At 58.6% G+C, this 25,326-nt stretch carries 23 protein-coding genes, 2 tRNA genes and 2 pseudogenes; 7 read left to right on the top strand and 20 right to left on the bottom strand.

Features of this window, described 5'->3' with window-relative positions:
- Window positions 1-60 precede the first annotated feature (60 nt).
- Window positions 61-1,017, top strand: coding sequence for an aldo/keto reductase (locus tag GOB87_RS12100; protein ID WP_166317098.1), 957 nt, complete (start codon window positions 61-63; stop codon window positions 1,015-1,017).
- A gap of 125 nt (window positions 1,018-1,142) precedes the next feature.
- The gene (locus GOB87_RS12095) at window positions 1,143-2,087 is read left to right on the top strand and encodes an acetamidase/formamidase family protein (protein WP_166317095.1); all 945 of its coding nucleotides are present in this window, start codon (window positions 1,143-1,145) and stop codon (window positions 2,085-2,087) included.
- Here GOB87_RS12095 and GOB87_RS12090 read toward each other — a convergent pair.
- The 3 genes from GOB87_RS12090 to GOB87_RS12080 form a co-directional block, all read right to left on the bottom strand.
- On the bottom strand, window positions 2,060-2,590 hold the full coding sequence (locus GOB87_RS12090; RefSeq protein WP_166317092.1) for a GNAT family N-acetyltransferase: 531 nt from the start codon (window positions 2,588-2,590) through the stop codon (window positions 2,060-2,062). The two genes, GOB87_RS12095 and GOB87_RS12090, sit on opposite strands and share 28 nt — an antisense overlap.
- Window positions 2,591-2,686: 96 nt before the next feature.
- Complete coding sequence (ettA, locus tag GOB87_RS12085) at window positions 2,687-4,366, bottom strand: energy-dependent translational throttle protein EttA (RefSeq protein WP_166317089.1); 1,680 nt, start codon at window positions 4,364-4,366, stop codon at window positions 2,687-2,689.
- A 94-nt stretch (window positions 4,367-4,460) separates the two neighbouring features.
- Window positions 4,461-4,534, bottom strand: a tRNA-Ile gene (locus tag GOB87_RS12080).
- A gap of 134 nt (window positions 4,535-4,668) precedes the next feature.
- Between GOB87_RS12080 and ppa the strand changes: the two genes are divergently transcribed.
- The gene (gene ppa / locus GOB87_RS12075) at window positions 4,669-5,193 is read left to right on the top strand and encodes an inorganic diphosphatase (RefSeq protein WP_166317086.1); all 525 of its coding nucleotides are present in this window, start codon (window positions 4,669-4,671) and stop codon (window positions 5,191-5,193) included.
- Window positions 5,194-5,313: 120 nt separating this feature from the next.
- On the opposite strand, the gene GOB87_RS12070 is transcribed toward ppa, so the two are convergent.
- The 4 genes from GOB87_RS12070 to GOB87_RS12055 all read right to left on the bottom strand — a co-directional run bounded on the left by GOB87_RS12070 (window position 5,314) and on the right by GOB87_RS12055 (window position 8,877).
- Entirely contained in the window at window positions 5,314-5,904 is a 591-nt protein-coding gene (locus GOB87_RS12070) for a hypothetical protein (RefSeq protein ID WP_166317083.1), read from the bottom strand.
- A 17-nt stretch (window positions 5,905-5,921) separates the two neighbouring features.
- Window positions 5,922-6,647 (bottom strand): hypothetical protein, encoded by a 726-nt coding sequence (locus tag GOB87_RS12065; protein WP_166317080.1) that lies wholly within the window; start codon window positions 6,645-6,647, stop codon window positions 5,922-5,924.
- 47 nt (window positions 6,648-6,694) lie between these two features.
- Window positions 6,695-7,399, bottom strand: a complete 705-nt coding sequence (gene ung / locus GOB87_RS12060; protein ID WP_166317077.1) for a uracil-DNA glycosylase — start codon at window positions 7,397-7,399, stop codon at window positions 6,695-6,697.
- 134 nt (window positions 7,400-7,533) lie between these two features.
- Complete coding sequence (locus tag GOB87_RS12055; protein WP_166317074.1) at window positions 7,534-8,877, bottom strand: MFS transporter; 1,344 nt, start codon at window positions 8,875-8,877, stop codon at window positions 7,534-7,536.
- A 747-nt stretch (window positions 8,878-9,624) separates the two neighbouring features.
- On the opposite strand from GOB87_RS12055, the pseudogene GOB87_RS17180 reads away from it, so the two are divergent.
- Window positions 9,625-9,737, top strand: a pseudogene (locus GOB87_RS17180) (type II toxin-antitoxin system HicA family toxin); the annotation flags it as partial.
- Complete coding sequence (locus GOB87_RS12045; protein ID WP_166317071.1) at window positions 9,734-10,060, top strand: type II toxin-antitoxin system HicB family antitoxin; 327 nt, start codon at window positions 9,734-9,736, stop codon at window positions 10,058-10,060. The pseudogene GOB87_RS17180 and the gene GOB87_RS12045, both read left to right, overlap by 4 nt.
- A gap of 124 nt (window positions 10,061-10,184) precedes the next feature.
- Here the strand turns inward: GOB87_RS12045 and GOB87_RS12040 are convergent.
- A tRNA-Ala gene (locus tag GOB87_RS12040) sits at window positions 10,185-10,260 on the bottom strand.
- Between the two features lie 157 nt (window positions 10,261-10,417).
- Between GOB87_RS12040 and GOB87_RS12035 the strand changes: the two genes are divergently transcribed.
- Window positions 10,418-10,714, top strand: coding sequence for a YggT family protein (locus GOB87_RS12035; RefSeq protein WP_166317068.1), 297 nt, complete (start codon window positions 10,418-10,420; stop codon window positions 10,712-10,714).
- Between the two features lie 6 nt (window positions 10,715-10,720).
- On the opposite strand, the gene GOB87_RS12030 is transcribed toward GOB87_RS12035, so the two are convergent.
- The 7 genes from GOB87_RS12030 to thiC form a co-directional block, all read right to left on the bottom strand.
- Window positions 10,721-11,074 (bottom strand): hypothetical protein, encoded by a 354-nt coding sequence (locus GOB87_RS12030; protein WP_166317065.1) that lies wholly within the window; start codon window positions 11,072-11,074, stop codon window positions 10,721-10,723.
- Window positions 11,075-11,135: 61 nt separating this feature from the next.
- On the bottom strand, window positions 11,136-11,606 hold the full coding sequence (locus GOB87_RS12025) for a nuclear transport factor 2 family protein (RefSeq protein WP_166317062.1): 471 nt from the start codon (window positions 11,604-11,606) through the stop codon (window positions 11,136-11,138).
- A 4-nt stretch (window positions 11,607-11,610) separates the two neighbouring features.
- A complete protein-coding gene (gene uvrA, locus GOB87_RS12020; protein ID WP_166317059.1) occupies window positions 11,611-14,568 on the bottom strand; it encodes an excinuclease ABC subunit UvrA in 2,958 nt (985 codons plus the stop codon).
- Window positions 14,569-14,635: 67 nt separating this feature from the next.
- On the bottom strand, window positions 14,636-15,688 hold the full coding sequence (locus GOB87_RS12015) for a glycosyltransferase family 61 protein (RefSeq protein WP_338421436.1): 1,053 nt from the start codon (window positions 15,686-15,688) through the stop codon (window positions 14,636-14,638).
- 150 nt (window positions 15,689-15,838) lie between these two features.
- Entirely contained in the window at window positions 15,839-16,165 is a 327-nt protein-coding gene (locus tag GOB87_RS12010) for a hypothetical protein (protein ID WP_166317053.1), read from the bottom strand.
- Window positions 16,166-16,247: 82 nt separating this feature from the next.
- The gene (locus tag GOB87_RS12005; protein ID WP_166317050.1) at window positions 16,248-16,628 is read right to left on the bottom strand and encodes a hypothetical protein; all 381 of its coding nucleotides are present in this window, start codon (window positions 16,626-16,628) and stop codon (window positions 16,248-16,250) included.
- A 111-nt stretch (window positions 16,629-16,739) separates the two neighbouring features.
- Window positions 16,740-18,578 (bottom strand): phosphomethylpyrimidine synthase ThiC, encoded by a 1,839-nt coding sequence (thiC, locus tag GOB87_RS12000; RefSeq protein WP_166317134.1) that lies wholly within the window; start codon window positions 18,576-18,578, stop codon window positions 16,740-16,742.
- 397 nt (window positions 18,579-18,975) lie between these two features.
- Between thiC and GOB87_RS11995 the strand changes: the two genes are divergently transcribed.
- Window positions 18,976-19,143, top strand: coding sequence for a hypothetical protein (locus GOB87_RS11995; protein WP_166317047.1), 168 nt, complete (start codon window positions 18,976-18,978; stop codon window positions 19,141-19,143).
- Window positions 19,144-19,227: 84 nt separating this feature from the next.
- Here GOB87_RS11995 and GOB87_RS11990 read toward each other — a convergent pair whose 3' ends face one another.
- From GOB87_RS11990 to GOB87_RS11970, 5 genes and pseudogenes are all read right to left on the bottom strand, one after another.
- Entirely contained in the window at window positions 19,228-20,490 is a 1,263-nt protein-coding gene (locus GOB87_RS11990; protein ID WP_166317044.1) for a 3-phosphoshikimate 1-carboxyvinyltransferase, read from the bottom strand.
- A gap of 119 nt (window positions 20,491-20,609) precedes the next feature.
- Window positions 20,610-21,632 carry a recombinase RecA gene (gene recA, locus GOB87_RS11985; protein ID WP_242006366.1) on the bottom strand — a complete coding sequence of 341 codons (1,023 nt, stop codon included), beginning with the start codon at window positions 21,630-21,632 and terminating at the stop codon, window positions 20,610-20,612.
- Between the two features lie 310 nt (window positions 21,633-21,942).
- Complete coding sequence (locus GOB87_RS11980) at window positions 21,943-22,689, bottom strand: transporter substrate-binding domain-containing protein (RefSeq protein ID WP_166317041.1); 747 nt, start codon at window positions 22,687-22,689, stop codon at window positions 21,943-21,945.
- Window positions 22,690-22,874: 185 nt separating this feature from the next.
- Complete coding sequence (locus tag GOB87_RS11975) at window positions 22,875-23,717, bottom strand: SDR family oxidoreductase (protein WP_166317038.1); 843 nt, start codon at window positions 23,715-23,717, stop codon at window positions 22,875-22,877.
- Window positions 23,718-23,858: 141 nt separating this feature from the next.
- Window positions 23,859-25,223, bottom strand: a pseudogene (locus GOB87_RS11970) (thiamine pyrophosphate-requiring protein); the annotation flags it as partial.
- Between the last annotated feature and the right edge of the window lie 103 nt (window positions 25,224-25,326).

The raw sequence follows: 25,326 nt of genomic DNA, 5'->3' as shown, positions 1-25,326 counted from the left end.
ATTAGCGTTGCGGACGGCTGATCTCCTCCCCAGACAACGACACATTTGGGAAGATCGAAAATGAAAAAACGTGCGCTTGGCAAAACAGGTTTTGAGATTGCCCCCATCGTGTTCGGCGGCAATGTCTTTGGCTGGACGATCGATGAGAAAACCAGTTTCGAAGTACTGGATGCCTTTGTCGATCATGGGTTCGATGCCATCGATACGGCTGACATGTATTCCGTGTGGGTGCCCGGCAACCGGGGCGGCGAGTCCGAGACGATCATCGGACGGTGGCTGAAAGCACGGCCGGGAATGCGCGACCGGGTAAAGATTTTCACAAAAGTCGGCATGGACATGCGTCAACCGGGCAAGACGGGGTTGTCCGAAAAATGGATCCTGCAGGCTGTCGAGGACTCCCTGTCACGTTTGGGCATCGAGCGGATCGATCTCTACTTCTCTCACTGCTTCGACCCGAGCGTGCCGCAGGCGGAAACACTGGGCGCTTACGAAAAGCTGCTGAAAGCAGGGAAAATCCGCTCCATAGGCGCCTCGAATTTCGATGCAGCGCAACTGAGCGCCGCCATGGACATCGCGAAAGCCGAAGGATTGCCCGCCTATCAAGTGCTGCAACCTGAATACAATCTCTACGACCGTGCGTCGTATGACGGCCCGTTGCGCGATCTCTGCTTACGGGACGGGCTTGGGGTCATCCCCTATTACGCACTGGCCTCCGGCTTTCTGTCGGGCAAATATCGCAGCGAAGCCGATATCGGCGACAGCAAGCGCGGCGACAAGGTGAAGAGCTATCTCACCCCGCGTGGACTGAAGATTCTCGAGGCATTGGATAAGGTGGCAGAACGTCACGGCGCGAAAGATGCTGAAGTGGCGCTGGCCTGGCTTATCGAACGGGAAGGCGTAACAGCCCCCATTGCCAGCGCAACGAAGATTTCCCAGATTGAGAGCTTCGCAAAGGCCGTCAGTCTGGACCTCACGCCACAGGACATGACGGAACTGGAAGCCGCGAGCGCGCCATAACGCCCACCTGCGGCGAAGGCGGCGGACGTTTCGTACAAGAAACATTTTCCGTCGCCCCAAGCGGCCGATGAGTCTACGCTGCCCCATGCATACCCTTCGTTCACTCCTGACGAGAGGCCGTTCGCATGTGTGTCGCCTGCGCTCATACCATTCATCGTGCCCACCGACATTTCGGCTGGAATCGTGATTTCGCACCCGCCCTTACCACCCGTCCCGGTGAGACGATCCATTTCGAATGTGTGGACGCCGCGGATGGTCATTTCCATGCCGGTTCCACGGCGGACGACGTAAGGACGCTGGATTTCAGTCTCACCAACCCGGTGACGGGGCCCGTCTTCGTGGAGGGCGCCCGACCGGGTGACGCCCTGAAAGTCACCTTCCACAAGTTCATCCCGTCCGGACTTGGCTGGACCGCCAACATTCCGGGCTTCGGGTTGCTTGCCGACCAGTTTCCCGATCCGGCCCTGCACATGTGGACCTACGATCCGGACGCCATGACACCGGCGCTGCATGGTTCGGGTTTCCGTGTGCCCCTCAAACCCTTTGCAGGCACCGTCGGTGTCGCCCCGATGGAAGCGGGCCAGCATTCGGTCGTGCCGCCCCGTCGCGTGGGCGGCAATCTCGACATCCGGGATCTAACGGAAGGCGTCACGCTTTATCTGCCGGTCGAAGTCGAGGGGGCCCTGTTTTCCATTGGCGATACACACGCCGCGCAGGGGGATGGAGAAGTCTGCGGCACCGCGATCGAAAGCCAGATGGATGTCGTCGTCACACTCGATCTCGTGCGCGACGCCCGACTCGCTTCACCCCGTTTCACAACGCCCGGTCCCGTCACCCGGCATCTCGACAGCGCCGGGTACGAAGTTACGACCGGCATCGGACCTGATCTGATGACGGCGGCCCGTGAGAGCGTGATGCACATGATCGATCTGTTGACGGACGCGCATCGTCTGACACCGATGGAGGCCTACATGCTGTGTTCGGTGTGCGGCGATCTACGCATCTCCGAGATCGTGGACCAGCCCAACTGGGTGATCTCGTTTTATTTCCCCCGCTCGGTGCTGTCCTGAGAGCGCCTGTCCGCCATACTCTCGAACACCAGCATCTCATGTCCATCGCGCATGAAGCTGTCGCACACATGCATGCCGATACCGCCCAATACCTTGCGCGAGGCGATGTTGGTGTCACGGGCGATGGCGATCACACGCCCGATGCCCGCCGCATGCGCGTGCCGAAGTGCCGCCGCCGCCGCTTCCCGGGCCAGCCCCCGACCTGACGCCGAAGGATGGATGGCGAAGCGCAGCGCCATGCCACGCCCGTCCGGGCGCTCGTGAATACCGGTAATCCCGATCAGTTTGCCGTTCTCACGGATGGCGAACATGCCGGAGCCATGTTTCGCCCATGTGGTGATGTCGGACACCATGTCCGCTTCCGCCTGCTGGCGGTTACGCACACCGCCCAGCATCATGCCGAACGCCGCGCCATCGGCTTTCAGCCGCGCGATGTCGTTCATGTCGCGCCATGACACGGGCGACAGTGTCAGCCGCCCTGTGCGCAGGGAGTTGAGATTCATCGTCCCACATAACCACACCGACAAACGGGGAACCGATCAGAACCGATCATGCTCCCCGATCCCGGCGAGACAACGTGAGGACAACCGCGCGCCCGCTCAGCGCGCGAGCGGGCGATACTTGATGCGGCTCGGCTCGGTGGAGGCGTCACCGAGACGGCGTCGCTTGTCCGCTTCATAGGCCTCGAAGTTGCCCTCGAACCACTCGACATGGCTGTCACCCTCGAAGGCGAGGATATGGGTGGCCAGACGGTCAAGGAACCAGCGATCATGGGTGATGATGACCGCGCAGCCCGGATACTCCGCCAGCGCGTCTTCCAGCGCACGCAGCGTGTCCACGTCGAGATCGTTGGTCGGCTCATCGAGCAGCAGAACGTTGCTTTCCTTGCGCAACATCTTGGCCAGATGCACGCGGTTACGCTCACCACCCGACAGCACACCGACCTTTTTCTGCTGGTCCGCGCCCTTGAAGTTGAACGCGCCGACATACGCACGGGAAGCGACCGCCCGCTTGCCCAGATAGATGACATCCGTGCCGCCCGAGATCTCTTCCCAGACGTTCTTGTTGTCATCGAGACTGTCGCGCGACTGGTCCACGTAACCCAGTTCCACCGTATCACCGATGGTCAGCGTTCCGCTGTCGGGCTTCTCCTGTCCCGTGATCATCTTGAACAGCGTCGATTTACCCGCGCCATTGGGACCGATGATGCCAACAATGCCACCGGGGGGAAGCTTGAAGCTGAGATTGTCGATCAGCAGGCGATCGCCAAAGCCCTTCGTCAGATCCTCGGCCTCGATCACCACATTGCCCAGACGCGGACCGGGCGTGATGACGATTTCCGCCGTGCCGGAGGTCTTCTCGTTGCTCTTGGCCAGCAGCTCTTCGTATTTGGTGATGCGGGCCTTGCTCTTGGCCTGACGGGCCTTCGGGCTGGAGGCGATCCACTCCTGCTCGGCCGCAAGGGCCCGCTGGCGGCCGCTCTCTTCCTTCTCTTCCTGCGCCAGACGCTTGCGCTTCTGCTCCAGCCACGAAGAATAATTGCCCTCGAACGGATAACCGCGACCGCGCTCGATCTCGAGAATCCAGTTCGTCACGTTGTCGAGGAAGTAACGGTCATGGGTGATGACCATGACGGTGCCCTGATAGTCGCGCAGGGTCTTTTCCAGCCACGCCACACTTTCGGCGTCGAGATGGTTGGTCGGCTCATCGAGCAGCAGCAGATCGGGCTTTTCGAGCAGCAGACGGCACAGCGCTACACGGCGGCGCTCACCACCGGAGAGCTTGTCCACGGGGCTGTCGGCCGGCGGACAGCGCAGCGCATCGAGTGCGATGTCGAGCTTACGGTCCAGCTCCCAACCATCGCCTGCGTCGATCTTTTCCTGAAGCTCGGCCTGCTCCGCGAGGAGAGCGTTCATCTCCTCATCGTCCATTGGCTCGGCGAACTTGGCGGAAATCTCGTTGAAACGATCCACGGCCTTCTTGAGGTCGCCAAAGCCCAACGCCACGTTCTCGCCCACCGTCAGGTTCGGATCGAGCTTGGGCTCCTGCTCCAGATAGCCCACACGCACGCCCTCAGCGGCCCACGCCTCACCACCGTATTCCTTGTCGATGCCGGCCATGATTTTGAGCAACGTGGATTTACCCGCGCCGTTGACACCCAAAACACCGATCTTGGCACCCGGCATGAAGGAGAGCGTGATGCCCTTGAACACTTCGCGACCGCCCGGATAGGACTTGGTCAGGTCCTTCATCACATAGACATACTGATATGGTGCCACGGGACGAAACTCCTGAAATACGGTCGTGGAAAAGGAGGGCCACAGATGAGGCGGGAGGCGCGTGGGCCGGTCAGACCTCCCCGGACTTGTCGCCTGCGCCCGGCAGGACTTGAACCCGCAACCAAGCCGTTATGAGCGGCCCGCTCTAACCAATTGAGCTACGGGCGCGCAGGCCGCCCCTGATTCGCCCAAACGCCGCGTTTTTGCAAGATGTGAGTTGCATGAGGCTGCGCATCGCGCTTGGCAATGCCCGCCTGCGCGGATACGCTCCGGCCGCTTAATTGTTAACGGAGCGAGAGACCATGGACGTTTCCAAACTGTCCCCCGGCAAGGACGTGCCCAACGACATCAACGTCGTGATCGAGATCCCGCAGGGATCCTCGGTCAAGTACGAGATCGACAAGGAGAGCGGCGCGCTGTTCGTGGACCGCTTCCTGTTCACGCCCATGGCCTATCCCGCGGCCTATGGCTTCATTCCCGGCACGCTCGCCGCCGATGGCGATCCGGCCGACGCCATGGTGCTCACGCCGCGTGGCGTCGTTCCCGGCTGCGTGATCCGCGCGCGTCCCATTGGTGTGCTGCTGATGGAAGACGAGGCCGGACAGGATGAGAAGATCCTGTGCGTGCCGCACGACAAGATCCATCCCCAGTTCTCCAAGGTGGAAAAGATCGAGGATCTGCCCGAGATCACCCTCAAGGAGATCGAGCACTTCTTCACGCGCTACAAGGATCTGGAGAAGGGCAAGTGGGTGAAGGTCACCGGCTGGGGCGACAAGGCCCGTGCGGGTGAACTGATCAAGGCCGCTCTGGAAGCTGCGAAGAAATAAGTTTCGCTGATTTCAGGCGATGGGAATGCCCCGCTTTCTTTCCGAGAGAGCGGGGCATTCGTGTACGGGGCGCTGCCCCGCTCCCCGGCAGGAGGCTGGGTCTCCTGCACCTCCATTCGTTTATAATTGAGGCGGAAGACACATATCATTTTTGATGGCAGAAAAAACTTTCTCGATTTCTTCACTTCGTATTAAAGACCTCATAGGTGTAATTATATAGCGCTCAACTGCCTCTGCGCTAATTAAAACATCAAGCGGTATCGCAAAAAAGAAATGATTTTTGTTTTGATTATAAACCCATAAATCTCCCTCTATAGTGCAATCTTCGCAAAAACCTGCTGAATTTGGCGCACTCAAATCAAACAACCATACTTCATCAAAAGCTGCATCTGCAGAAAATCCAGCCAAAACTTTAGCTCTCTTGCCATGCGTCCAATCGCTTTCAACGCTTTCTTCACAAGTAAGCTGAACGGCCAATGTAATCCATCCAGTGACTTTGAGCCTTCCATTCGGTCTCTGCTTAACTTTATAATAAAAATTATAAACAGGTGCAATCCAATTACCACCATCCTTATCCTTATCTTCATATTCGATCACAAAATCAGGCATATTACACTCTATAGAATCAAATTCCCTACATAATCTATCCAAATTCTTCTGTGATTTTTCTATATTACATGCGGATTGCCATATTTCCCTATCAATACCCATAGAAAGTTCTTCTCTCTTCAATCAAAATAGAACTGAACAACTGACACTTTCTGCCTCGCAGGCATCAAGGGGAAGATACCACCGCTTCCAAACATAAAATGTTTTGCTTCAGTGGGATATAAAACGGGCCAACTCCCCAAAATATAACCACGTGACGTTGCATTTAAAAATTCTTCGACTGTTTTTGTCCATGCACACAAACCAGTATCGTCAATATTTGTCAAATAACGGAGTCGACTGGTCAACTCAGTCCACGTTCTACTAAGTACTTTCATTTCCACATAAACCTGCCGCGCTTCATTCAAGACGTCTTTATGCTTTTCTTCCGCCCCAAGCAAAGTATAGCCAATCACTTTGCGAGGAGCATACGGGATATTCCCACGGCAACATTCACCAGTCTGAAGTGCACGAATCTCACGCTGAATTTGATTCACACCCAGAGCAGCTCCCCATTTCACTTCAACAATCCAATAAACGGAATGCCCCTCCACAATATCCCGCAAAACAATATCCGGCTCACACCGCTCTTTTCCATTTCTAAAGTAAGGCCATAAAAAAACGTTTACATCTTTAGAAAACTCATGCCCAGTCAGCACATTTAATGCCAAAACCCGCTCTGATTTTGTAAGAAATTCAATCGAACCGAACAAAGATGATGTTATAATATCTTCTCTAGGCTGCTTATTACACCCATCTATTAGACGATCCAATCGTGCTTTACGTGATATTACCGCACAAAACATCTTGAATACCTTACAATTCCCAAAATCCAAGAAATACAGAACAAAATCTATCCCACTTCATTCGCCTCAACCGGCAACTGCCAATCGATCGGCTTGAGACCATGCTCTTCCAGGAACGCATTGGCTTTCGAGAAATAATGACCGCCGAAAAAACCGTTATGAGCGGACAACGGTGAAGGATGCGGTGCCTTGAGCACCAGATGACGCGACGAATCCACAAACGCCGCTTTTTTCTGCGCGTAACTGCCCCAGAGCATGAACACCACGGGTGTGCGTTGCTCGTTCACGCAGGCGATCACCGCATCCGTAAACCGCTCCCAACCGTGCCCCTGATGTGAAGCGGCCCGTCCCTGTTCCACCGTCATGACACTGTTGAGCAGCAACACGCCCTGCTTCGCCCAGTGCGTGAGATTGCCATGCCGCGCGGGCGGGATGCCAAAGTCGCTGTACAGTTCCTTGTAAATGTTCACCAGCGAGGGCGGCACGCGCACGCCACGCGGCACGCTAAAAGACAGACCGTGCGCCTGTCCCATGCCGTGATAGGGATCCTGCCCAAGAATCACCACACGAACGGAACTCAAAGGTGTGAGATTGAGCGCGCGAAACCAGTCCGGCCCACGCGGAAAGATCATCTTTCCCGCTTTCTTCTCTTCGACAAGGAAAGCCTTCAGATCCTTCATGTAGGGCGAGTCGAACTCCTTCTGCAGCGCGACCCGCCAGCTTTCATCCAGCTTGACCGTGGTTTCGCTCATACATCCCGCTCCCTCTGCCATTACATCCCGCCATCCACAGGCGCCCCCGCACCATCCGGCACAAAGGCGAAAAGGAAAAGGGGCGAAGTCCGGTTGCGGACTTCGCCCCTCATATCCTCGACCGGTGATCGAAATCAGGCGCGATCGGCCAGACCCAGTTCACCCGCCATGTCACCCCGGACAGCCGCACGCTCACGCTTGGCCATCTTGTCCAGATGACGGCGCGCCTCCGGCGAGATCGTCAGCGCCAACGTCATCACGGCGGACAGCACATACAGGCCCGAGAAAATCCAGAGGATACCCTCAATGCCATGCCAGGACTCAAACCATGTCACGATGGCCGGACCGACCCATGTGCTGGCACCTGCCCCCAGACCGAGCGCGGACAGAGCCGCTGCTTTTTCCTTGGGACAGATCTGCGGCACAAGACCCGACAGAGGCACAAACGCCGCCAGCGTCGCGCCATAGAGCGCGCCAATGATCGCCGCCACCATGAAGTTGCCCGGATACATCAGCGGCACATAGTAGAACGCCGGCACCATGATGGCCGCGCCAATGCCACCGCCAAACGCCACAACCGTCCGATGCCCCACGCGATCCGAGGCAATGCCCGACACCAGATTCACCAGAATGTTCGACAGGAACACGATGGAGAGAAGCTGCAGCCACTGCGAAAGCGAGAATCCGACAACCTTCGTGAAGAACGCGGGCATGATCACCAGAAACGCATATTCCGACGACGTATTGATCGTGCGGACAATCATGGCGATGAACGTCTTGGGCTCACGCCAGAGAATGCTGAAGGAACTGAAAAAGATCGTTTTCGCCGGTGTGTTCTTGTCCACCAGCGGAGCCGAGCCGATCGGCTCGCGCGTCAGCAGAAGCGCCAAAAGACCACCGAAGACGACAAGCCCGAGGGACGACCAGAACGTCGCCATCTCTCCGAGTACGGGAATAGAAAAACTTGCGAACAGGGAACCAAGCGTCGGAAGCCCACCGGAGAAGGCGAACCAGAACCACCCAGCCGCCGAGCCAAGTTGACGCGGGGGCGTCGCGGCCGCGATCCACACAAGAAATCCATAGGTGAACAGAGGATATCCAAAACCACGCATGGCATAGGCGGCCAGCATGACGGGATAACTGTTTACGGCCACACCCATGGCCAGAAAGAGCACTTCAAAGACGGCCCACAGACCAAGGCCGATCCACATGACCTTTTTCGGCCCCCACAGATCGGACAGTGGACCGGACAGCCACGCCGAAATGGAAACCGTCACACCATAGATCGTGAACAGAAAGGCTGTGTCACGGGAAGAAATGCCCTGACTTTCAAGATAGGGCGCGAGATAACCGGCTTCAACACCATCACCGATCATGAAAAAGAGCAGACCGACGAAGCCCCAGAAAAGTGGACCGGGAATGCCGAGCTTGTCGGCGAAGGATGTCGAAGGAGAGGACAGGGTATCTGTCTGTTTCAAGGGGATATGTTCCTCTTTACGCAGGCAAGGACAACAACGATTGATATCTTCACGGCATGTGAAGAATGGAAGCTGACCGTACGATTCTCCGGCATGACCCGTGTGAAACGGGAGAGGCCGGAATCTTTCGGGTGAAAACTCGATATCCCGGCCGATTAACAGCGCGCTCACATCCGTGACTACGAATACATCGAGCGACAACAGGGAATTATCGAGACAAAGTGACCATTCAGGTCAGGGGCGGGTCATCGCCGCAGCAAAGATGCATCGGAAAAAGCCGGCATCGGGGCATTTTCACATCACACGCTCTCTCCGCAGAAACGCGAAGAACGGTGATTGCAGGCCACGTCAAAAGCGAGACGCCATCTTCATATCAGGATCAAACCAATCCCAATGACAGGATTCTCACACATCTCCTCGTGACGGTTTCGAGAAATTATTTTGTTACTATCGCCTATCAGCTTATGGCCAAATTTTCAACACTTTTTGAAAGATTATATCTTCCTTAAAACAGTCGACGAAAAGTCCATTTATTTTCCAACAATGTTTTTCATTATTATTAAAATGCAACTCGAAAAATACATATCTTTACGAGTTTCACTTACTATTTTTCATTCCGATTCAGAATTGTTTTTCACTAAATCATTGCCCTCCCCTCATACCCGCAACGGAAACCCATCTTCCCCATCTCGAACGACACGCTCATTCCCAGTTTCTGGATTCAGCATTCATGACCGTCCAAGCCGCTTCCTATTTGGAGAAATCTGGGCATTCCATCGCCCGCACCCCAAACCGGACACCGACAAGGGTGCTGTTGCAGCGGTGCGAAAAGGCTTGAGCAGAATGAGGTGACGCCATGAACAACATGATGGAGATAAGCGGCCATCGGGCCGTCATTCAGTTTGATCCTGAGATTGGCCTGTTCCGGGGCGAGTTCGTCGGTCTCAATGGCGGGGCTGACTTTTATGCCGATAGCGTGGAAGGCCTTCGGCAGGAAGGGGAAACGTCCCTGCGCGTCTTTCTAGAGATGTGCGCCGAGAAGGGTGTGGAGCCAATGAAGCACTATTCCGGCAAGTTTCAGGTGCGTCTGCCGCCTGATGCGCATGCCCGGGCCGTCGAGATGACGGCAGCTCGTGGCGTCAGTCTGAACCGTCTTGTTCAGGATGCCCTGGAGCGGGCTTGAGAATCGTCTCTCCAGACCTCAGGACGGCGCTCTGAATGTCTGTCCACAAGAGGGACAACATGCAGGGCAAGGTTGCACTCCTTACCCACAACACTTTGATTTTATTTGATAAACATAAGGCGGTTGGTGGAGCTGAGGGGGATCGAACCCCTGACCTCCTCATTGCGAACGAGGCGCTCTCCCATCTGAGCTACAGCCCCGCCTTACCGTTCGGATACATAGCGGGCGCTTTCTCCCTGTCAAGTGGGTTTGTTCGCCCGCTTATATTGTGCGCAGGACGGCCTCTCCTGTAGGCTCCGCGCTTGCAGGTTCCCCTTGGAGCCATCTTCCTGTTTTACCGGAATGAACGGAGTTTTCGTGTACGATCTGTGGCGTCTGCTTCTGACGGTGACCCGGCTCTATGAGTTCGTGATCATCATCTACTGTGTGTTCAGCATGCTCTACGCTTTCGGTGTGCTCGACACGCGCAATCGTTTCGTCTGGCAGGTCGGACGGTTCCTCAATGCCATCGTGGAGCCCGTGCTGACACCGCTGCGCAACGTCCTGCCCTCCTTCGGCAATGTCGATCTTTCGCCGCTGGTCATCCTGCTCGTGCTGCAATACCTCGTGGAGCCGTTCTTTGCGCACCAGATGATGCGCAGCTTTTTCGGCTGAGAGGCCTCACCGCCGCTCGGAATCCGTCCCGCTGCCATTGTCGGTGATGCCCGCCCGATCGGGCGCATCCGAGTCCGGCTCTATCGTGCGGGTAATGGCCGCTACCGCAGCGTCATCGCCGAAATCGGTGGCCTTTGGAGCGCGTGTGTGAAAGCGTGAGGGCTGGTCGCGGTTTTCTTCCAGCACATTGGCCACGGCTTCGGGATCGGTGTTCTCGGCCTGCGCGAAGAGGCGGTCGGCCTCCGCCTGTTCGCCGCGCTCCTCGGCGCGAAGAGCCGCTTCCGCCATGGTGCGGGCCTGGCCGTGCTTGCCTTCGCCTGCGTGGTTCGGGGCGTCGTTATCTCCGATAAAGCGTGACATGAACGCTCTCCCTGTTTGTCTCTACGTCTTTCAATAACGAGTGTGATGACGGGAGGTTCGCTCAGAGCCCCAGATCGCTCAGGCCGGGATGGCCATCCGGGCGTCGCCCCTGTGGCCAGTGAAACAGTCGTTCCTCTTCACGGATCGCCTGATCGTTGATGCAGGCAAAGCGACGACTCATCAGGCCGGTTTCCGCAAATTCCCAGTTTTCATTGCCGTGCGAACGAAACCAGTTGCCGCTGTCGTCACGCCATTCGTAGCAGAAGCGCACAGCGATCCGGTTTTCCTCAAAAGCCCAGAGTTCTTTGATGAGCCGATATTCCAGTTCGCGTGCCCATTTGCGCGTCAGGAACGCAACAATCTCATCCCGCCCCGTGACGAATTCCGTACGATTACGCCAGTAACTGTCGGGCGTGTAAGCCAGAGCGACCTTCTCTGGATCGCGGCTGTTCCACGCATCTTCGGCTGCGCGCACCTTCTGGATGGCGGTTTCACGAGTGAAAGGCGGAAATGGCGGTCGTGGCGTGTTCATGCGTTCAGGCCTTTTTTCGTGTCCGGGGTTTGCTTTTTCTCGCAGAAGGAGCGGTTTTCTTCTTTGTGGCGGAAGGCTTTTTCGCAGGTGTGGGGAGTACGGGCACCTCGTCCAGCAATGGTGCGAGGAACCGCCCCGTATGACTTTCCGGGCAGGCCGCGATGTCCTCCGGCGTTCCGGCCGCCACCACGCGCCCACCGCCGCTGCCGCCTTCCGGGCCGATATCGATGATCCAGTCGGCAGTCTTGATGACCTCCAGATTGTGCTCGATCACCACGACCGTGTTGCCCTGATCCACCAGCGCATGCAGCACTTCCAGCAGCTTGCGCACGTCTTCGGTGTGCAGACCCGTGGTCGGCTCATCCAGGATATACATCGTCCGTCCCGTAGCACGGCGGGCGAGTTCCTTGGAGAGCTTTACGCGCTGTGCCTCACCTCCCGAAAGTGTGGTGGCCTGCTGTCCCAGCGCCACGTACCCCAGTCCCACTTTCTGCAGGATGGCCAGTCGGTCACGGATGCGCGGCTGCGCCTCGAACAGGGGAAAAGCTTCGTCCACGCTCATGGCGAGTACATCCGCGATGGACTTGCCCCGGAACTTCACCTCCAGCGTTTCGCGGTTGTAGCGTGCGCCTTTGCAGGTGTCACAGGTGACGAACACGTCGGGCAGGAAGTGCATCTCGATCTTGAGCACGCCGTCGCCCTGACAGGCCTCGCACCGCCCTCCCTTCACATTGAACGAGAAACGCCCCGGCTTGTAGCCGCGCGCCTTGCTCTCCGGCAGTTCGGAAAACCAGTCACGAATGGGCGTGAACAAATCCGTATAGGTGGCCGGGTTTGAGCGCGGTGTCCGCCCGATGGGGGACTGGTCGATGTCGATGATCTTATCGAGCTGTTCCAGCCCGTCCACGCCATCGCAGTGCGAGGGCACTTGTGAGGACCCCATCAGACGGCGTGACAGCGTTTTGTAAAGTGTGTCGATGACCAGCGTGGATTTGCCCGAACCGGACACGCCCGTAATGCAGGTGAAGGTGCCCAGCGGAAATTGTGCCGTCACACCCTTAAGATTGTTGCCTGTGGCATTGCGCACAGTGATGAGACGCTTGAGATCGAACGGACGTCGCGTGGCGGGCACAGGAACTTTCCGCCGACCGGAGAGATAGTCACCAGTCAGGCTGTCCTTGCACTGCGCGACTTCCGCCGGTGTGCCGCTGGCGACCACCGTGCCGCCTTTCACGCCCGCGCCCGGTCCCATGTCGATCAGCCAGTCCGCACTGCGGATGGCATCCTCATCATGCTCGACCACGATCAACGTGTTGCCCAGTGACTTGAGCCGCTCCAGCGTGCCGAGCAGGCGCTCGTTGTCGCGCTGATGCAGGCCGATGGAGGGCTCATCCAGCACATACAGCACGCCCGTCAGCCCGGAGCCGATCTGGCTGGCCAGACGGATGCGTTGGCTTTCGCCGCCCGAGAGTGTTGCGGAGCCGCGAGAGAGGGTGAGGTAATCCAGCCCGACATCGACCAGGAATTTCAGACGTTCCTCAATCTCGCGCAGGATACGCCGCGCGATCTCGGCACGTTGCGGCGTCAGGGTTGGCAGAACGGTGGCGAACCATTCATGCGCCTCACGGATGGGGAAGTCGGAGGCTTCCGCGATGGTGCGTCCGGCCACTTTCACACACAGCGCTTCGGGGCGAAGGCGCGCGCCATGACAGACATGACAGGGCTTGTCCGACTGGTAGCGCGAGAGTTCCTCACGTTCCCATATGCTGTCGGTGCGCTTCATCCGCCGTGCGAGGCTTGGAATGACACCTTCGAACTTCTTGGTGTCCGTCTGGCTGCGATAGCCGTCTTTCCACGTGAAATGCACCTCCTCGGCCGTGCCGTTGAGGATGGCATCCTGCGCCTCGTCCGGCAGATCGCGCCACGGTGTGTCCATGGAGACGCCAAGATGCTTGGCGACACACCGCAAAATGTCTTCGGCAAAAGGCGTGCGCTGGCCGCGCCATGGGGCGATGGCGCCTTGGGCGAGAGAGAGATTTTCGTCCGGCACGACAAGATCCGGGTCGAAAAATGTTTCGGTGCCGATACCGTCACAGGCGGGACACGCTCCCTGCGGCGCGTTGAAGGAAAACAGGCGCGGCTCGATCTCTTCAAGCGTGAAGCCACTTTCCGGGCAGGCAAAGCGCGAGGAAAAGACCGTGCGCGCCCCGTCTTCCTTGCTGTCACGCACCACTTCTTCCGTGATGGCAAGTCCGTCCGCAAGATCCAGCGCCGTCTCGAAACTGTCCGCCAGACGGCTCTCGATGCCCGGTTTCACCACCACGCGATCCACCACGACTTCGATGGTGTGGCGGAGCTTGCGGTTGAGGTTCGGCACGTCCTCGATTTCGTAAAGAGTGCCGTCCACCTTCACGCGCGAGAATCCTTTGCGCTGAAGTTCACCCAGTTCCTTGCGGTATTCGCCTTTGCGGTCACGAATGACCGGGGCCAGCAACATCAGCCGCGTGCCGTCTTTCATGGCCGTGACGCGGTCTACCATCTGGCTGACGGTCTGAGCTTCAATGGGCAGGCCGGTGGCGGGTGAGTAGGGAATGCCCGCGCGCGCCCAAAGCAGGCGCATGTAATCGTGGATTTCCGTGACTGTGCCGACCGTCGAGCGCGGGTTCTTGGACGTCGTTTTCTGCTCGATGGAGATGGCGGGTGAGAGGCCTTCGATGGAGTCCACGTCCGGCTTGCCCATCAGTTCGAGGAACTGGCGGGCATAGGCGGACAGGCTTTCCACATAGCGGCGCTGACCTTCGGCATAGATCGTGTCGAAGGCGAGCGACGACTTGCCGGAGCCGGACAGGCCGGTGATGACCGTCAACTGGTCACGCGGAATATCCACGTCAACAGAGCGGAGATTGTGGGCGCGCGCCCCCTTCACGCGGATGGCGGAAGAGGAGACTGGTCGTGCGGTCATGATCCGGTCGGTATCCCTTGTGGTCCCACCGGAGAATATAGGGTGCGTTGCGAAGTTTTACAGGGCGTCAGGCCATCAGGAAGCCGCCGGAGACGCGTGCCGCCTGCTGGCGATGGCCATGAATCTGATCGTACAGCCTTTGTGCAGCCTGATTACGTTCGAGGGAGAGTTCAACGAACGTGACACATTCCCATCCAAGCTGGATTTCGGCGCGGAATGAGGCTTCGGTGCCATCGCTGTGGGGAGGGAGGGTAAGCCATTTCCCGTTGTGCTGAATGCCGGGCTGCGAAACGCCTTCAATGTCTTCGATCGTCAGACGACCGGAGATGCTGGTGGTCCAGTGACTGGTGGTTGACGCAGTGACAGGAAAAGGTGCTGGCGCTTCAGCGAATAGTTCTACTTTGCCGTCCTGCCCCAGCGCCGCGATGATGGGATAGAGAAGAGGCGAGGCCTCGCTTGAGACGACCAGTTTGCCGTCGGCATGACGTGCCGTGAGAAATTCTCCGGTTTCATTGCGGACAGCGTAGAAAGCCATGGGAGTGGACTGTTTCGGCGCGCGATTGGCCCGTCTTTTGGACAGTATTTCTGTCTGTTGAGCAAAGAAAGCGTCGGCGAAGGCATCGGCCAGTTGTACAGGATTTTCCATGCGGAAACTGTGCCGGAATCCGGGCGCCGCTTCGGTCTCGGTAATGGACGGGCTGGTGACGTAGCGGAAATCGGCCTGATTACAGGCGTCAAGCAAGTAGAACGAGTTTGAATTATAGGGCACGACATGCAAGACAAGGCCGTAAGCTTTTCGGCTGAAAATGCTGGTGTGCATATTCGATCCGAGCATGCCCGCCACACCTGCCGGATTGTGAAAAAACGCAATCTGCTGGCGCAATGTATGATGTTCAGGCGATTCAATCCGAAACCCGCGCGATTCGAGCCGTGCGCAGAACTCATCCTCGTTCACGCAGTTCAGCACGCCTTGGGAAAGATTTTTCTTGGTGAGAAAAACCGGTCGTTCGTCAGTCGAAGGGGTGACGCGATCACCGATGGTGTTGGTAAAGGCGATAAATTCTTTCATACAGAAATGATTGATCTGAAATGTCGGCTCGGGAAGGAGAAGACGGCGCACGAGAGTTGTGGTCGTGGGAGAGATAAGATCACTAGGGGAAATGCCGATCAGTTCCATCAATTCTTTGAACCATGGGGTGCTCCAAGCCGTTTCCAGACCCGGACCGCAATGGACAAGAATTTTTGAAGATGGCGCTGCGACATTGCGCAGTTACCACAAACGCGGCAGCAGTTCGAGCAATGTATGGCCATAATGCAGGCCGATCATGCCACCGTAAACGGCACTTTCGATTTCCGGCATGTCCATGCTGCAGCGGGGGCTGGCCGCGATCCATTCCTGGCCATGACCAAGATTGCTTTTTTCCTGAATCAGGGCTGCGCGGGCATTGAGACGACCGTTGAGGTCATAGACGCCCCAGGGAAGAGAGCCGTAATGATCGTGCCGGGGATAAAAGACAGCGTATTCCGCCACACTGAGGGCTGGTCGAAAGTGGTCCCATTCCGTGAGGCCTTGAGGGGCAACGCAGTCCGTTAACATCGCGTGATCTGTCCAGTCTCGTCCTGTGAATACCCACTCTAGTTTTCACATTTTATTAACGCTGAAAAGGCGCTGCTACCGCTTATGGCTGCCGAACGCCGATATTTCCGGCACCTATATTGCCAGCCCCGATATTTCCCTGTCCCACATTGCCCCAGCCCACACCGCCCTGCTGAACAGATGCCGCGCCTCCGTTCCCGGCGTTGCCATAGCCGCGGCCCCCATAGCCACCACTTGAAGAGTTCGATCCCCAGCCACTTCCCGTCATGCCCGGTGAAACGATGACCTGCGTAGGCGGTGGCGGATAATTCTCATAGGTATCGCCCACTGGGGCGGGCTGGCCGCCCGTGGTGTAGTCCCAATGCTGGGAGGCTGTACGGGACGGGGCGTTCGAGTAATCCTGCGCCGCCGCAGGGCTGGCGAGGCAGACAAGTGTGAACGCGGCACGAGCAAGGTTTTTCATCATCGGCTTCCTCCGGACGGGACCGGAGGACAGCACGAGAGAACAAACTTAAGATTGCACTAAATTAAAGCACCTCCGACCATCACGGGATCGTCGGAGGCTGAGTGCGGATCACTCCGCTGGAACGTAGACCTTGTTCCCGGCTTCGCGGAATTCGCGGCTCTTTTCCTCCATGCCCGCGATCCGCTGGGCATCGTCGCGGATGTCCTGCGAGATACGCATGGAACAGAATTTCGGACCGCACATGGAGCAGAAATGCGCCGTCTTGTGCGCCTCCTTCGGCAGCGTTTCATCGTGATAGGCGCGTGCCGTGTCCGGGTCGAGTGAGAGCTTGAACTGGTCCTCCCACCGGAAGGAGAAGCGTGCGCGGCTCAGCGCGTCGTCGCGCAGCTTGGCGGATGGATGCCCTTTCGCGAGGTCCGCCGCATGGGCCGCGATGCGGTAAGTGATGACGCCCACCTTCACATCGTCACGATTAGGCAGGCCCAGATGCTCCTTGGGCGTGACGTAGCAGAGCATGGCCGTGCCGAACCAGCCGATCATGGCGGCGCCAATGGCGGACGTGATGTGGTCGTAGCCCGGCGCGATGTCGGTTGTCAGCGGGCCAAGCGTATAGAACGGCGCTTCGTCACATTCCTTGAGCTGCTTGTCCATGTTGGCCTTGATCTTGTGCATGGCCACATGGCCCGGCCCCTCGATCATCACCTGGCAGCCTTTGGCCCACGCAATCTTGGTCAGTTCGCCCAATGTTTCCAGTTCCGCGAACTGGGCGGCGTCGTTGGCGTCCGCAACCGAGCCGGGGCGCAGGCCGTCGCCCAGCGAGAACGAGACATCGTATTTGCGCATGATGTCGCAGATGTCTTCAAAATGCTCATAGAGAAAGCTCTCGCGGTGCTCCATCAGGCACCAGCTCGCCATGATCGAGCCGCCGCGCGAGACGATGCCCGTCACACGATCCGCCGTCAGTGGAATATGCGCCAGACGGACGCCCGCGTGGATGGTGAAATAGTCCACCCCCTGCTCCGCCTGTTCGATCAACGTGTCGCGGAACACTTCCCATGACAGTTTGCTGACGTCACCGCCGACCTTTTCCAGAGCCTGATACATCGGCACCGTGCCGATGGGCGTGGGAGCGTTGCGCAGAATCCAGTCGCGGATGTTGTGAATGTTGCGCCCCGTGGACAGGTCCATCACCGTGTCCGCGCCCCAGCGGATGGACCAGACCAGCTTTTCCACTTCCTCGGCCGCAGAGGAGGTTACGGCCGAATTGCCGATATTGGCATTGACCTTCACAAGGAAGTTGCGGCCGATGATGACCGGCTCAAGTTCGGGATGGTTGATGTTGGCCGGGATGATGGCGCGGCCACGGGCGATTTCCTCACGTACGAACTCGGGCGTGACGAAGGTGGGAATGGCGGCCCCGAAATCCTCGCCATCCGCACGGCGGGCGGCGGCCCCTTCGGCGGCCTTGAGACGGCCCAGATTTTCGCGATGCGCAACGTAGATCATCTCATCCGTGACGATGCCCGCGCGTGCGAATTCGTACTGTGTGACAAGTTTGGCGTTGCCGCCTTCCAGCACTGTGTGAAGGGCCGGACATGGATCGACCAGATGATCGCCCGTTGCGCCGCCGTTGTCTTCCGGGCGCACAGTGCGGGGCGTGGCCGGGCTGAAGCCCCGCTTGGTCAGCCATTCGGCACGAACCTTGGGCAGACCTTTGGCCACGTCGATGGTGGCCGTGTCGTCCGTGTAAGGCCCGGAGGTGTCGTAGAGACGCAGCGGCGCTTCGTTCGCGGACGGATCGAGCGCGATTTCGCGGAACGGCACGCGGATGTCGGGGCGGCCTTCGGGGCTGGAATGGACCTTGCGCGATCCCCAGATGGGACCGGTGGTGACGTGACCGGGAGGTGGCGCTTTAGTGTCGGCGCCTTTGGGGGTGATGTGGTTCATGTCTGCGTCCTCGCGTCGTATGCGAGGAACGGGCCGAGCCGTTTTGGCCTTCTGCCGTGCGGAAAACACGGCATGCGCGTGCGACCAGACCAGTCCCTCCGCCGGTGCTAACCGGATCAGGTTCCCCGATGTCATGATGACACCGGCAGGGTCGCCGCGCCGTCCTGTCATGCAGGAGCCATGCGGCCTCTCAGTTCCTTTGAGCGGAACCCCCCTTGGTGGGACGTATGAGACGGGAGGAAGGAGTGGATGTCAACGTTCTCGCGCGGGCGTGAAGAGGAGAAATGTCCTCCACCATTCTTTGCGCAGATCGGTCATGGAAGTGAATGTGGCCTGAACCTCGCCGGATGAGTGCAGCGTGCCGGGGATAAACACCTAGCTAGCACCCTATACCATTGTGGGTGGTAATCCAGCGAAGACCATTCGACGCCGCTTTCCTGCTGAGATCGTTGATCAGCTGCTGGCTATCGCATGGTGGAACTGGCCGGAGGACGTCATCCGCGACCGCCTGCCCAAGCTGATGTGTGGAGATGTGAAAGGGTTTGTGGCGGCTTACGACGAGTAGAAGAATCCTCTCACGACGCTCACATTGTCCCGACAGGTGAGGCTGGGTCATCGAACACTGACCCAGACCTGCCCCCAAGCCGAACTATTCCGCCACAAGCTCCACACCCAACCCGCGCAGCGCATCCCAGTAGCCGGGCCATGTCTTGCCCACGCAGGCAGGGTTCAGGATCGTGATCTCATCGATCAGTAGTCCGGTCAGAGCAAACGCCATGGCAATGCGATGATCGGAATAGGTCTCGATCCGGGTCGGGCGTGACTGTCCGGCCAGTGTCGGATCACCATTGACGATCAGATCGTCTCCGTCCTCCCGCGCTAGCCCCGGACAGATCCGGTTCAGTTCGGTGCTGACAGCGGAAATCCGGTCGCACTCCTTCACCCGCAAATTGCGAATCCCGACAAACCGCACCGGCGTCTGATTGAAAGCCGCAAGCACGGCCAGTGTCGGCACCGCGTCCTGCATCTGCGAACCATCGATCTCGGCAGGCATGTGCGGAAACAGCGTCATCATCTGCCACGCCTTCGCGTCGGGCTGCGAGAACGCCATCGGGTCCAGCCCCACGTCGATTCCGCCCCCCGTCAGCACGCCCGCCGCCCAAGGATAGGTCGCGGCGGACGCATCCGGCTCGATATAGAAATCCGTGGCGACATAAGGCTTGGGCTGCACACGCCACCGCATGGTGTCCTCAGCCTGCACCTCTCCACCAAAAGCCTGCATGGTGGCCACGGTCAGATCGACATAACCCCGCGCGTCCAGCCCGCTTCCCTGAAGCGCAATCTCCACAGGTGCGTCCGCACAGCCTGCCGCCATGAGCACGGCTGAGACATACTGGCTGGACAGACCGGCATCGATACGCACTTCCCCTCCGGCCAGATGGCCCGTGCCCTCCACAGTCACCGGCGGACAGCCTGTTGGCGCGGAGGCTTTCACGCCGAGCGCCGCCAATGCAGAGAGAAGCGGTCCGATGGGGCGCTTGTGCATGTGCTCGTCACCGTCCAGCACAACCTCGCCCGGCACGCGCGCGGCCACGGCGGCCGTGAGAAACCGCACCGCCGTGCCCGCATTGCCCAGAAACAGAGGAGTCTCTGGTACGGCCAGCGCACCCGTTCCGGTCACGACGAAACTCGTCTCCGTCGGTTCCTCGACCTGCACTCCCATCTGCTGGAGGGCTCTCGCCATGTAGCGCGTATCGTCGCTCTTGAGCGCGCCTGTCAGAAGGCTGCGCCCTTTGGAAAGGGCGGCCAGAAGTAGCGCGCGGTTGGTGATGGATTTGGAGCCGGGAAGTTCCAGCTTTCCCCGCAGCGGGCGACCGGGAGGAACGATGCGGATGGCGGAAGCGGCAACCATGAACTCTCTGTCCTGTGTCGTGTGATGCTGCGTTCTACCACAAAACCGCAGGAATACCGGCTCCGATACAAAAAGGGCCGTTCCGCCTTTACGCGAAACGGCCCTTTCCCTGAAATGCCTCAGCCGTCTTCTTCGTCAGGGCCGTCCATCATGGCCTCCGCTACGACACCCGCCTGCTCACGCACCTTCTGCTCGATCTGCTTGGCGATTTCCGGATGATCGCGCAGGAACTGCTTGGCGTTCTCACGTCCCTGCCCCACGCGCTGGCTGTCATAGGAGAACCACGCGCCAGATTTCTCCACCACGCCCGCCTTCACGCCAAGATCGATCAGTTCACCCATCTTGCTGATGCCTTCGCCATACATGATGTCGAACTCGACCTGCCGGAACGGCGGGGCCATCTTGTTCTTCACCACCTTGACGCGGGTCTGGTTGCCGACAACCTCATCCTTGTCCTTGATCGCACCGATCCGACGGATATCCATACGCACCGAGGCGTAGAACTTCAGCGCGTTGCCGCCCGTCGTCGTTTCGGGATTGCCGAACATCACACCGATCTTGAGACGGATCTGGTTGAGGAAGATCAGCAGCGTGTTGGAACGCGAGACCGTGCCCGTCAGCTTGCGCAACGCCTGGCTCATGAGACGCGCATGCAGGCCGACATGGCTGTCGCCCATGTCGCCCTCAAGCTCGGCGCGCGGCACAAGGGCCGCCACACTGTCCACCACCAGCACGTCAATTGCACCGGAACGCACCAGCGTGTCGGCAATCTCGAGTGCCTGCTCACCGGCATCGGGCTGACTGATGAGCAGGTTGTCGATGTCCACACCCAGCTTGCGGGCATAGCCCGGATCGAGCGCGTGCTCGGCATCGATGAAGGCACAGGTGCCGCCAAGCTTCTGCGCCTCCGCGATCGCATGCAGGGCCAGCGTCGTCTTGCCCGAACTCTCGGGGCCATAGATTTCAACAATGCGCCCGCGCGGCAAACCGCCGATGCCCAATGCGATGTCCAGTCCCAGCGACCCCGTCGGAATCGCATCCGCCTGCTGGTGAGGGCGCTGGCCGAGCCGCATGATGGACCCCTTGCCAAATGCGCGCTCGATCTGGCTTAGCGCCCCGTCCAGAGCCTTCGTCTTGTCCATTTCCATTCCTCGACCCCCGATTTCCCGCTCCGGCTTCGTCATGAACGTAAGCAGCGACGGTATTTCGGGCATGTTGATCATACCGGCTGACGAGTCTGTCACAGGCCTGACCTCTCGGGCAATGCGCGGAACGGGGAATTGCACCCGCCTGCGCCTATGTTCCTTGCAGAATACCGAAATCGGACGACCCTTTCCGGGCGCCGCCCCACCGACGCAAACGGCTCGTTAATAAAGCGTTCGCCTTTGTTCTCTTTTGGAACATAATGAGAACAAAGGCAAGAAAAATCCTACCGTCTGCCCGCTTTGCCCATCAAAACACCGGAAAACCCGCCGCCTTCGGCGCAACCGTCGCCGCCGTCTGTCCATGCGCCGCCAGACGCTCGGCCACGAATCCGCTCGCTTTCACGTCCTCCACGAAGTCCTGCAACCACGCCCGCGCGGCCTCCCGCCCCTTCGGTGTGCCGATGCCCTGCTCAATGGACGTGAAACGGCCGTCCAGCACCCGGTAGCCCGGATGTTTCGCCGCCCAAGCCGCGAGCGGCTGGCGCACCCCCGCCGCAGCCTCCAGCCCCGACTCCACAAACAGGTCGATGGCCGCCGGCGAAGTTGGGGCGCGCTCAAGCGTCGCGTGTTTCAACGCACGCGAGAGAAACAGATCGTACGCCGCCCCTTTACCGACCGCTATGCGCACCCCCTCACGATCCAGTTCCGCAACATCATGGAAGGGCGCGTCCTCCCGTACCAGATACGTACCCTCGATCACCACATAGGGAACGGTGAAGAGAATCTCCTCGGCCCGTTTCGGATCGACGGCGAGAAACATCAGATCCAGCCGTCCCGTTGGCACCGCCGCTGTCACATCGCCTGCGGCAGCGAACGCCTCGAACAGCACGTCCACCTTCAGTCGCCGTGCGATCTCGCGCGCCAGATCGACAGACACCCCCGCGACATCCCCATGCTGGGCATCCCGTTGCGCCAGAACGGGGTTACCCAGATTGATGGCCGTGCGGATGACACCTTCCGGCGCCAACTCCCTGATGACGGTCTCGCGGTTCATGACATACCTCCCTGCCGGCCGAATTGTTGTTCTTGCTGCGCGTCAGGGTTTGCGACCGGCGCTTATAACGCGCGGACGTGAGCGTGGCGGTGTAGGAAGTGTAAAGTCGAGAGATTTAGAGTCACGTTGTAGGGATGAGGGAACGCGCATTCTCCGGGCGTTCCCCGCATGCGTGAACCTTAACCTCAGACTGGCGTGCCGGGCTTCAGTTCGTAGGCCTTCTGCACAAGTTCAGCGCGCTGTCCGAGACCTTCCGCACTTTTGCGCGTCCAGACCTTGTCCATCATCTGTCGCTGCTGACCGATGATCGCCTGTGGTTCGACGTTACGATAAGTGCCGATCTTCCCGGTCAGGACACCAATCGTGGTCTCGATCACGGGCTCCGGATCATACTGCTCATGCGGAAAGGCGATCCGGCTGTAATCGAACACCCGCTTCGACGGGTCATCACACCAGCCTTTCCATGTCTCGAACATCCGATCGTTGAAACCCGTCAGGAACGGTCCCGGATTGACCGTGGCCACCTCGATTCCAAACTCCTGCATTTCCAGATGAAGCGCCTCAGCGATCGCTTCGATCGCATGTTTGGAAGATGCATAGGCACCGGCAAAAGGATCGGTGGTCAGCCCGGCGACGGACGACATAAACACCACCTTACCCTCTCCCCGCTTGATCATGCCCCGCAGCACGATCTGCGTCAGCAGGACCGGTCCGATGATGTTGACGTCATACTGTCGCCGCAGGTTCTCAGCCGGAATGTCCGCGACGGCCCCACCTTCTGAAATGCCGGCATTGTTGAGCAGAACGCCCACATCCCAGTGCTCTGCCTTTTTCCGATCCCCTTCGCATGTCACGTCAAGAGTTTCGATGCGAAGCTTTACGCCACGGCGTTGCGCTTCCTTCTCCAGTGCATGAATCTGTGGCGGAACCTGCACGGCCGCGATCACATCTTCTCCCTGCGCGGCAAGTCGAAGGGCTGTTTCCGCTCCAAAACCGGAGCCGGCACCTGTTATCAGGATCGTTTTCATATCAGCACCTTTTCACATAATGGAATGTACCCGACACTCCAGCCCCGCACACATCGCGGCCAGATCGGGAAACGTGCCTAAACAACGGATGGGGAAAGACAGTAGTTCCTGAAAAATCCAAGAAAGACAGGAATGTCTCATTCACTTCCGACGGCGAGCGGGCCGAAAAGAACTTAGAAGCTGTCGGAATGTATTCTTCATGACACTGCCACGTTCCGGATCGGCTGGCAGCATGCTCAGGAAATGCCGCGCCTGTTCCATCGTGACATGCGGCGGGAGGGGCGGCACATCAGGATCGGTGCGGGCCTCCAGAATGACAGGGCTGTCAGCGGCCAGCGCCTCATCCCATGCCGTGCCAACCTTTTCCGGATCATCCACATAGATGCCCTTCAGACCAAGAAGCTCCGCATATTTATGATACGGGAAATCCGGTATCTTCTGTGTAGAGTTCGTCTTTCCCGCGCCAAGTTGAATGCGCTCTTCCCATGTCACCTGATTAAGATCCTGATTGTTCAGCACAAGAACGATCAAATGAGGTGTTTTCCATTGCCGCCAATATTTGGAAATCGTGATCATTTCATTCAGACCATTCATCTGCATGGCCCCATCTCCCATGCAGGCGATCACGGTCCGATCCGGATACGCCATCTTGGCGGCGATGGCGTATGGCGTTCCCGCTCCCATTGAGGCCAGTCCACCGGAAAGCGAGCCCATCATGCCTTCCCGCAACTGGATGTCACGGGCATACCAGTTCGCCACGGAACCGGAGTCACTCGTTATGATCGCCCGGTCCGGCAGGCGGGCAGACAGCTCACGGAACACCCGCTGCGGATTGAGCGGATTCGCCTCTGTCATGGCGCGCGCATCGAGAACGTTCCACCATTGCGCGACATCCTTCTCGATTTCCTTCTGCCACGTCCGATCTGTTTTGCGAATTAGCAACGGCAGAAGCGCACGCAAGGTTTGCCGGGAATCACCCTGAAGATTGACCTCCATAGGGTAACGCAGGGACAGGTTGCTCCCATTGATATCGATCTGGACGCCTCTGGCTCGTCCGGGCACAGGAAGAAATTCACTGTAAGGAAAGCACGAGCCGACCATCAGCAATGTGTCGCATTCCTTCATCAGATTCCATGAAGGTTTCGTACCCAGAAGTCCGATCGATCCCGTGACAAAAGGAAGGTCATCGGGAACTGCCGCTTTACCCAGAAGCGCTTTTGCAATTCCGCCCCCCAGCACATCCGCCACGGCAATCAGTTCCTCCGTGGCCGCGAGAGCCCCGGCACCGGCAAGAATCGCGACTTTGCGCCCTGCATTCAGAACCGTCGCAGCCCGGCGCACACCCTCCTCATCTGGGATACCGCTCTCCACTGGAAATCCCACGCCTGTATGGGTGTAACCATGCGCCATGGAAGGTTCATCATAGGGAAGCAGTTGCACATCATTGGGCAGAATGACGCAGGTGGGAGATCGCGTAGCGGCGGCAATGCGCACCGCCCGGTCGACGCGGAAATCTCACAGAAGGGTTGTACATCGGGTTAGATTATGAAAAAGTCTGTTTTGTAGAAAAGAAATTTCCATAATCATCAAGAAAACCCGATGCAGACAG

Source organism: Acetobacter estunensis (genome assembly GCF_011516945.1).
Classification (GTDB): Bacteria; Pseudomonadota; Alphaproteobacteria; order Acetobacterales; family Acetobacteraceae; genus Acetobacter; species Acetobacter estunensis.
This window is presented reverse-complemented; position numbering and strand designations above follow the sequence as displayed.

Coding starts and splice junctions, on each gene's coding strand:
- recA (WP_242006366.1), bottom strand. CDS start 21,632: ATGGACAAGACGAAGGCTCTGGACGGGGCGCTAAGCCAGATCGAGCGC.
- GOB87_RS12030 (WP_166317065.1), bottom strand. CDS start 11,074: ATGTCACGCTTTATCGGAGATAACGACGCCCCGAACCACGCAGGCGAA.
- GOB87_RS12010 (WP_166317053.1), bottom strand. CDS start 16,165: ATGTTAACGGACTGCGTTGCCCCTCAAGGCCTCACGGAATGGGACCAC.
- uvrA (WP_166317059.1), bottom strand. CDS start 14,568: ATGACCGCACGACCAGTCTCCTCTTCCGCCATCCGCGTGAAGGGGGCG.
- GOB87_RS11980 (WP_166317041.1), bottom strand. CDS start 22,689: ATGAACCGCGAGACCGTCATCAGGGAGTTGGCGCCGGAAGGTGTCATC.
- GOB87_RS12100 (WP_166317098.1), top strand. CDS start 61: ATGAAAAAACGTGCGCTTGGCAAAACAGGTTTTGAGATTGCCCCCATC.
- thiC (WP_166317134.1), bottom strand. CDS start 18,578: ATGAACCACATCACCCCCAAAGGCGCCGACACTAAAGCGCCACCTCCC.
- GOB87_RS12070 (WP_166317083.1), bottom strand. CDS start 5,904: ATGGGTATTGATAGGGAAATATGGCAATCCGCATGTAATATAGAAAAA.
- GOB87_RS12065 (WP_166317080.1), bottom strand. CDS start 6,647: ATGTTTTGTGCGGTAATATCACGTAAAGCACGATTGGATCGTCTAATA.
- GOB87_RS12045 (WP_166317071.1), top strand. CDS start 9,734: ATGAACAACATGATGGAGATAAGCGGCCATCGGGCCGTCATTCAGTTT.
- GOB87_RS12005 (WP_166317050.1), bottom strand. CDS start 16,628: ATGAAAAACCTTGCTCGTGCCGCGTTCACACTTGTCTGCCTCGCCAGC.
- ung (WP_166317077.1), bottom strand. CDS start 7,399: ATGAGCGAAACCACGGTCAAGCTGGATGAAAGCTGGCGGGTCGCGCTG.
- GOB87_RS11990 (WP_166317044.1), bottom strand. CDS start 20,490: ATGGTTGCCGCTTCCGCCATCCGCATCGTTCCTCCCGGTCGCCCGCTG.
- GOB87_RS12090 (WP_166317092.1), bottom strand. CDS start 2,590: ATGAATCTCAACTCCCTGCGCACAGGGCGGCTGACACTGTCGCCCGTG.
- GOB87_RS12025 (WP_166317062.1), bottom strand. CDS start 11,606: ATGAACACGCCACGACCGCCATTTCCGCCTTTCACTCGTGAAACCGCC.
- ppa (WP_166317086.1), top strand. CDS start 4,669: ATGGACGTTTCCAAACTGTCCCCCGGCAAGGACGTGCCCAACGACATC.
- GOB87_RS11975 (WP_166317038.1), bottom strand. CDS start 23,717: ATGAAAACGATCCTGATAACAGGTGCCGGCTCCGGTTTTGGAGCGGAA.
- GOB87_RS12095 (WP_166317095.1), top strand. CDS start 1,143: ATGTGTGTCGCCTGCGCTCATACCATTCATCGTGCCCACCGACATTTC.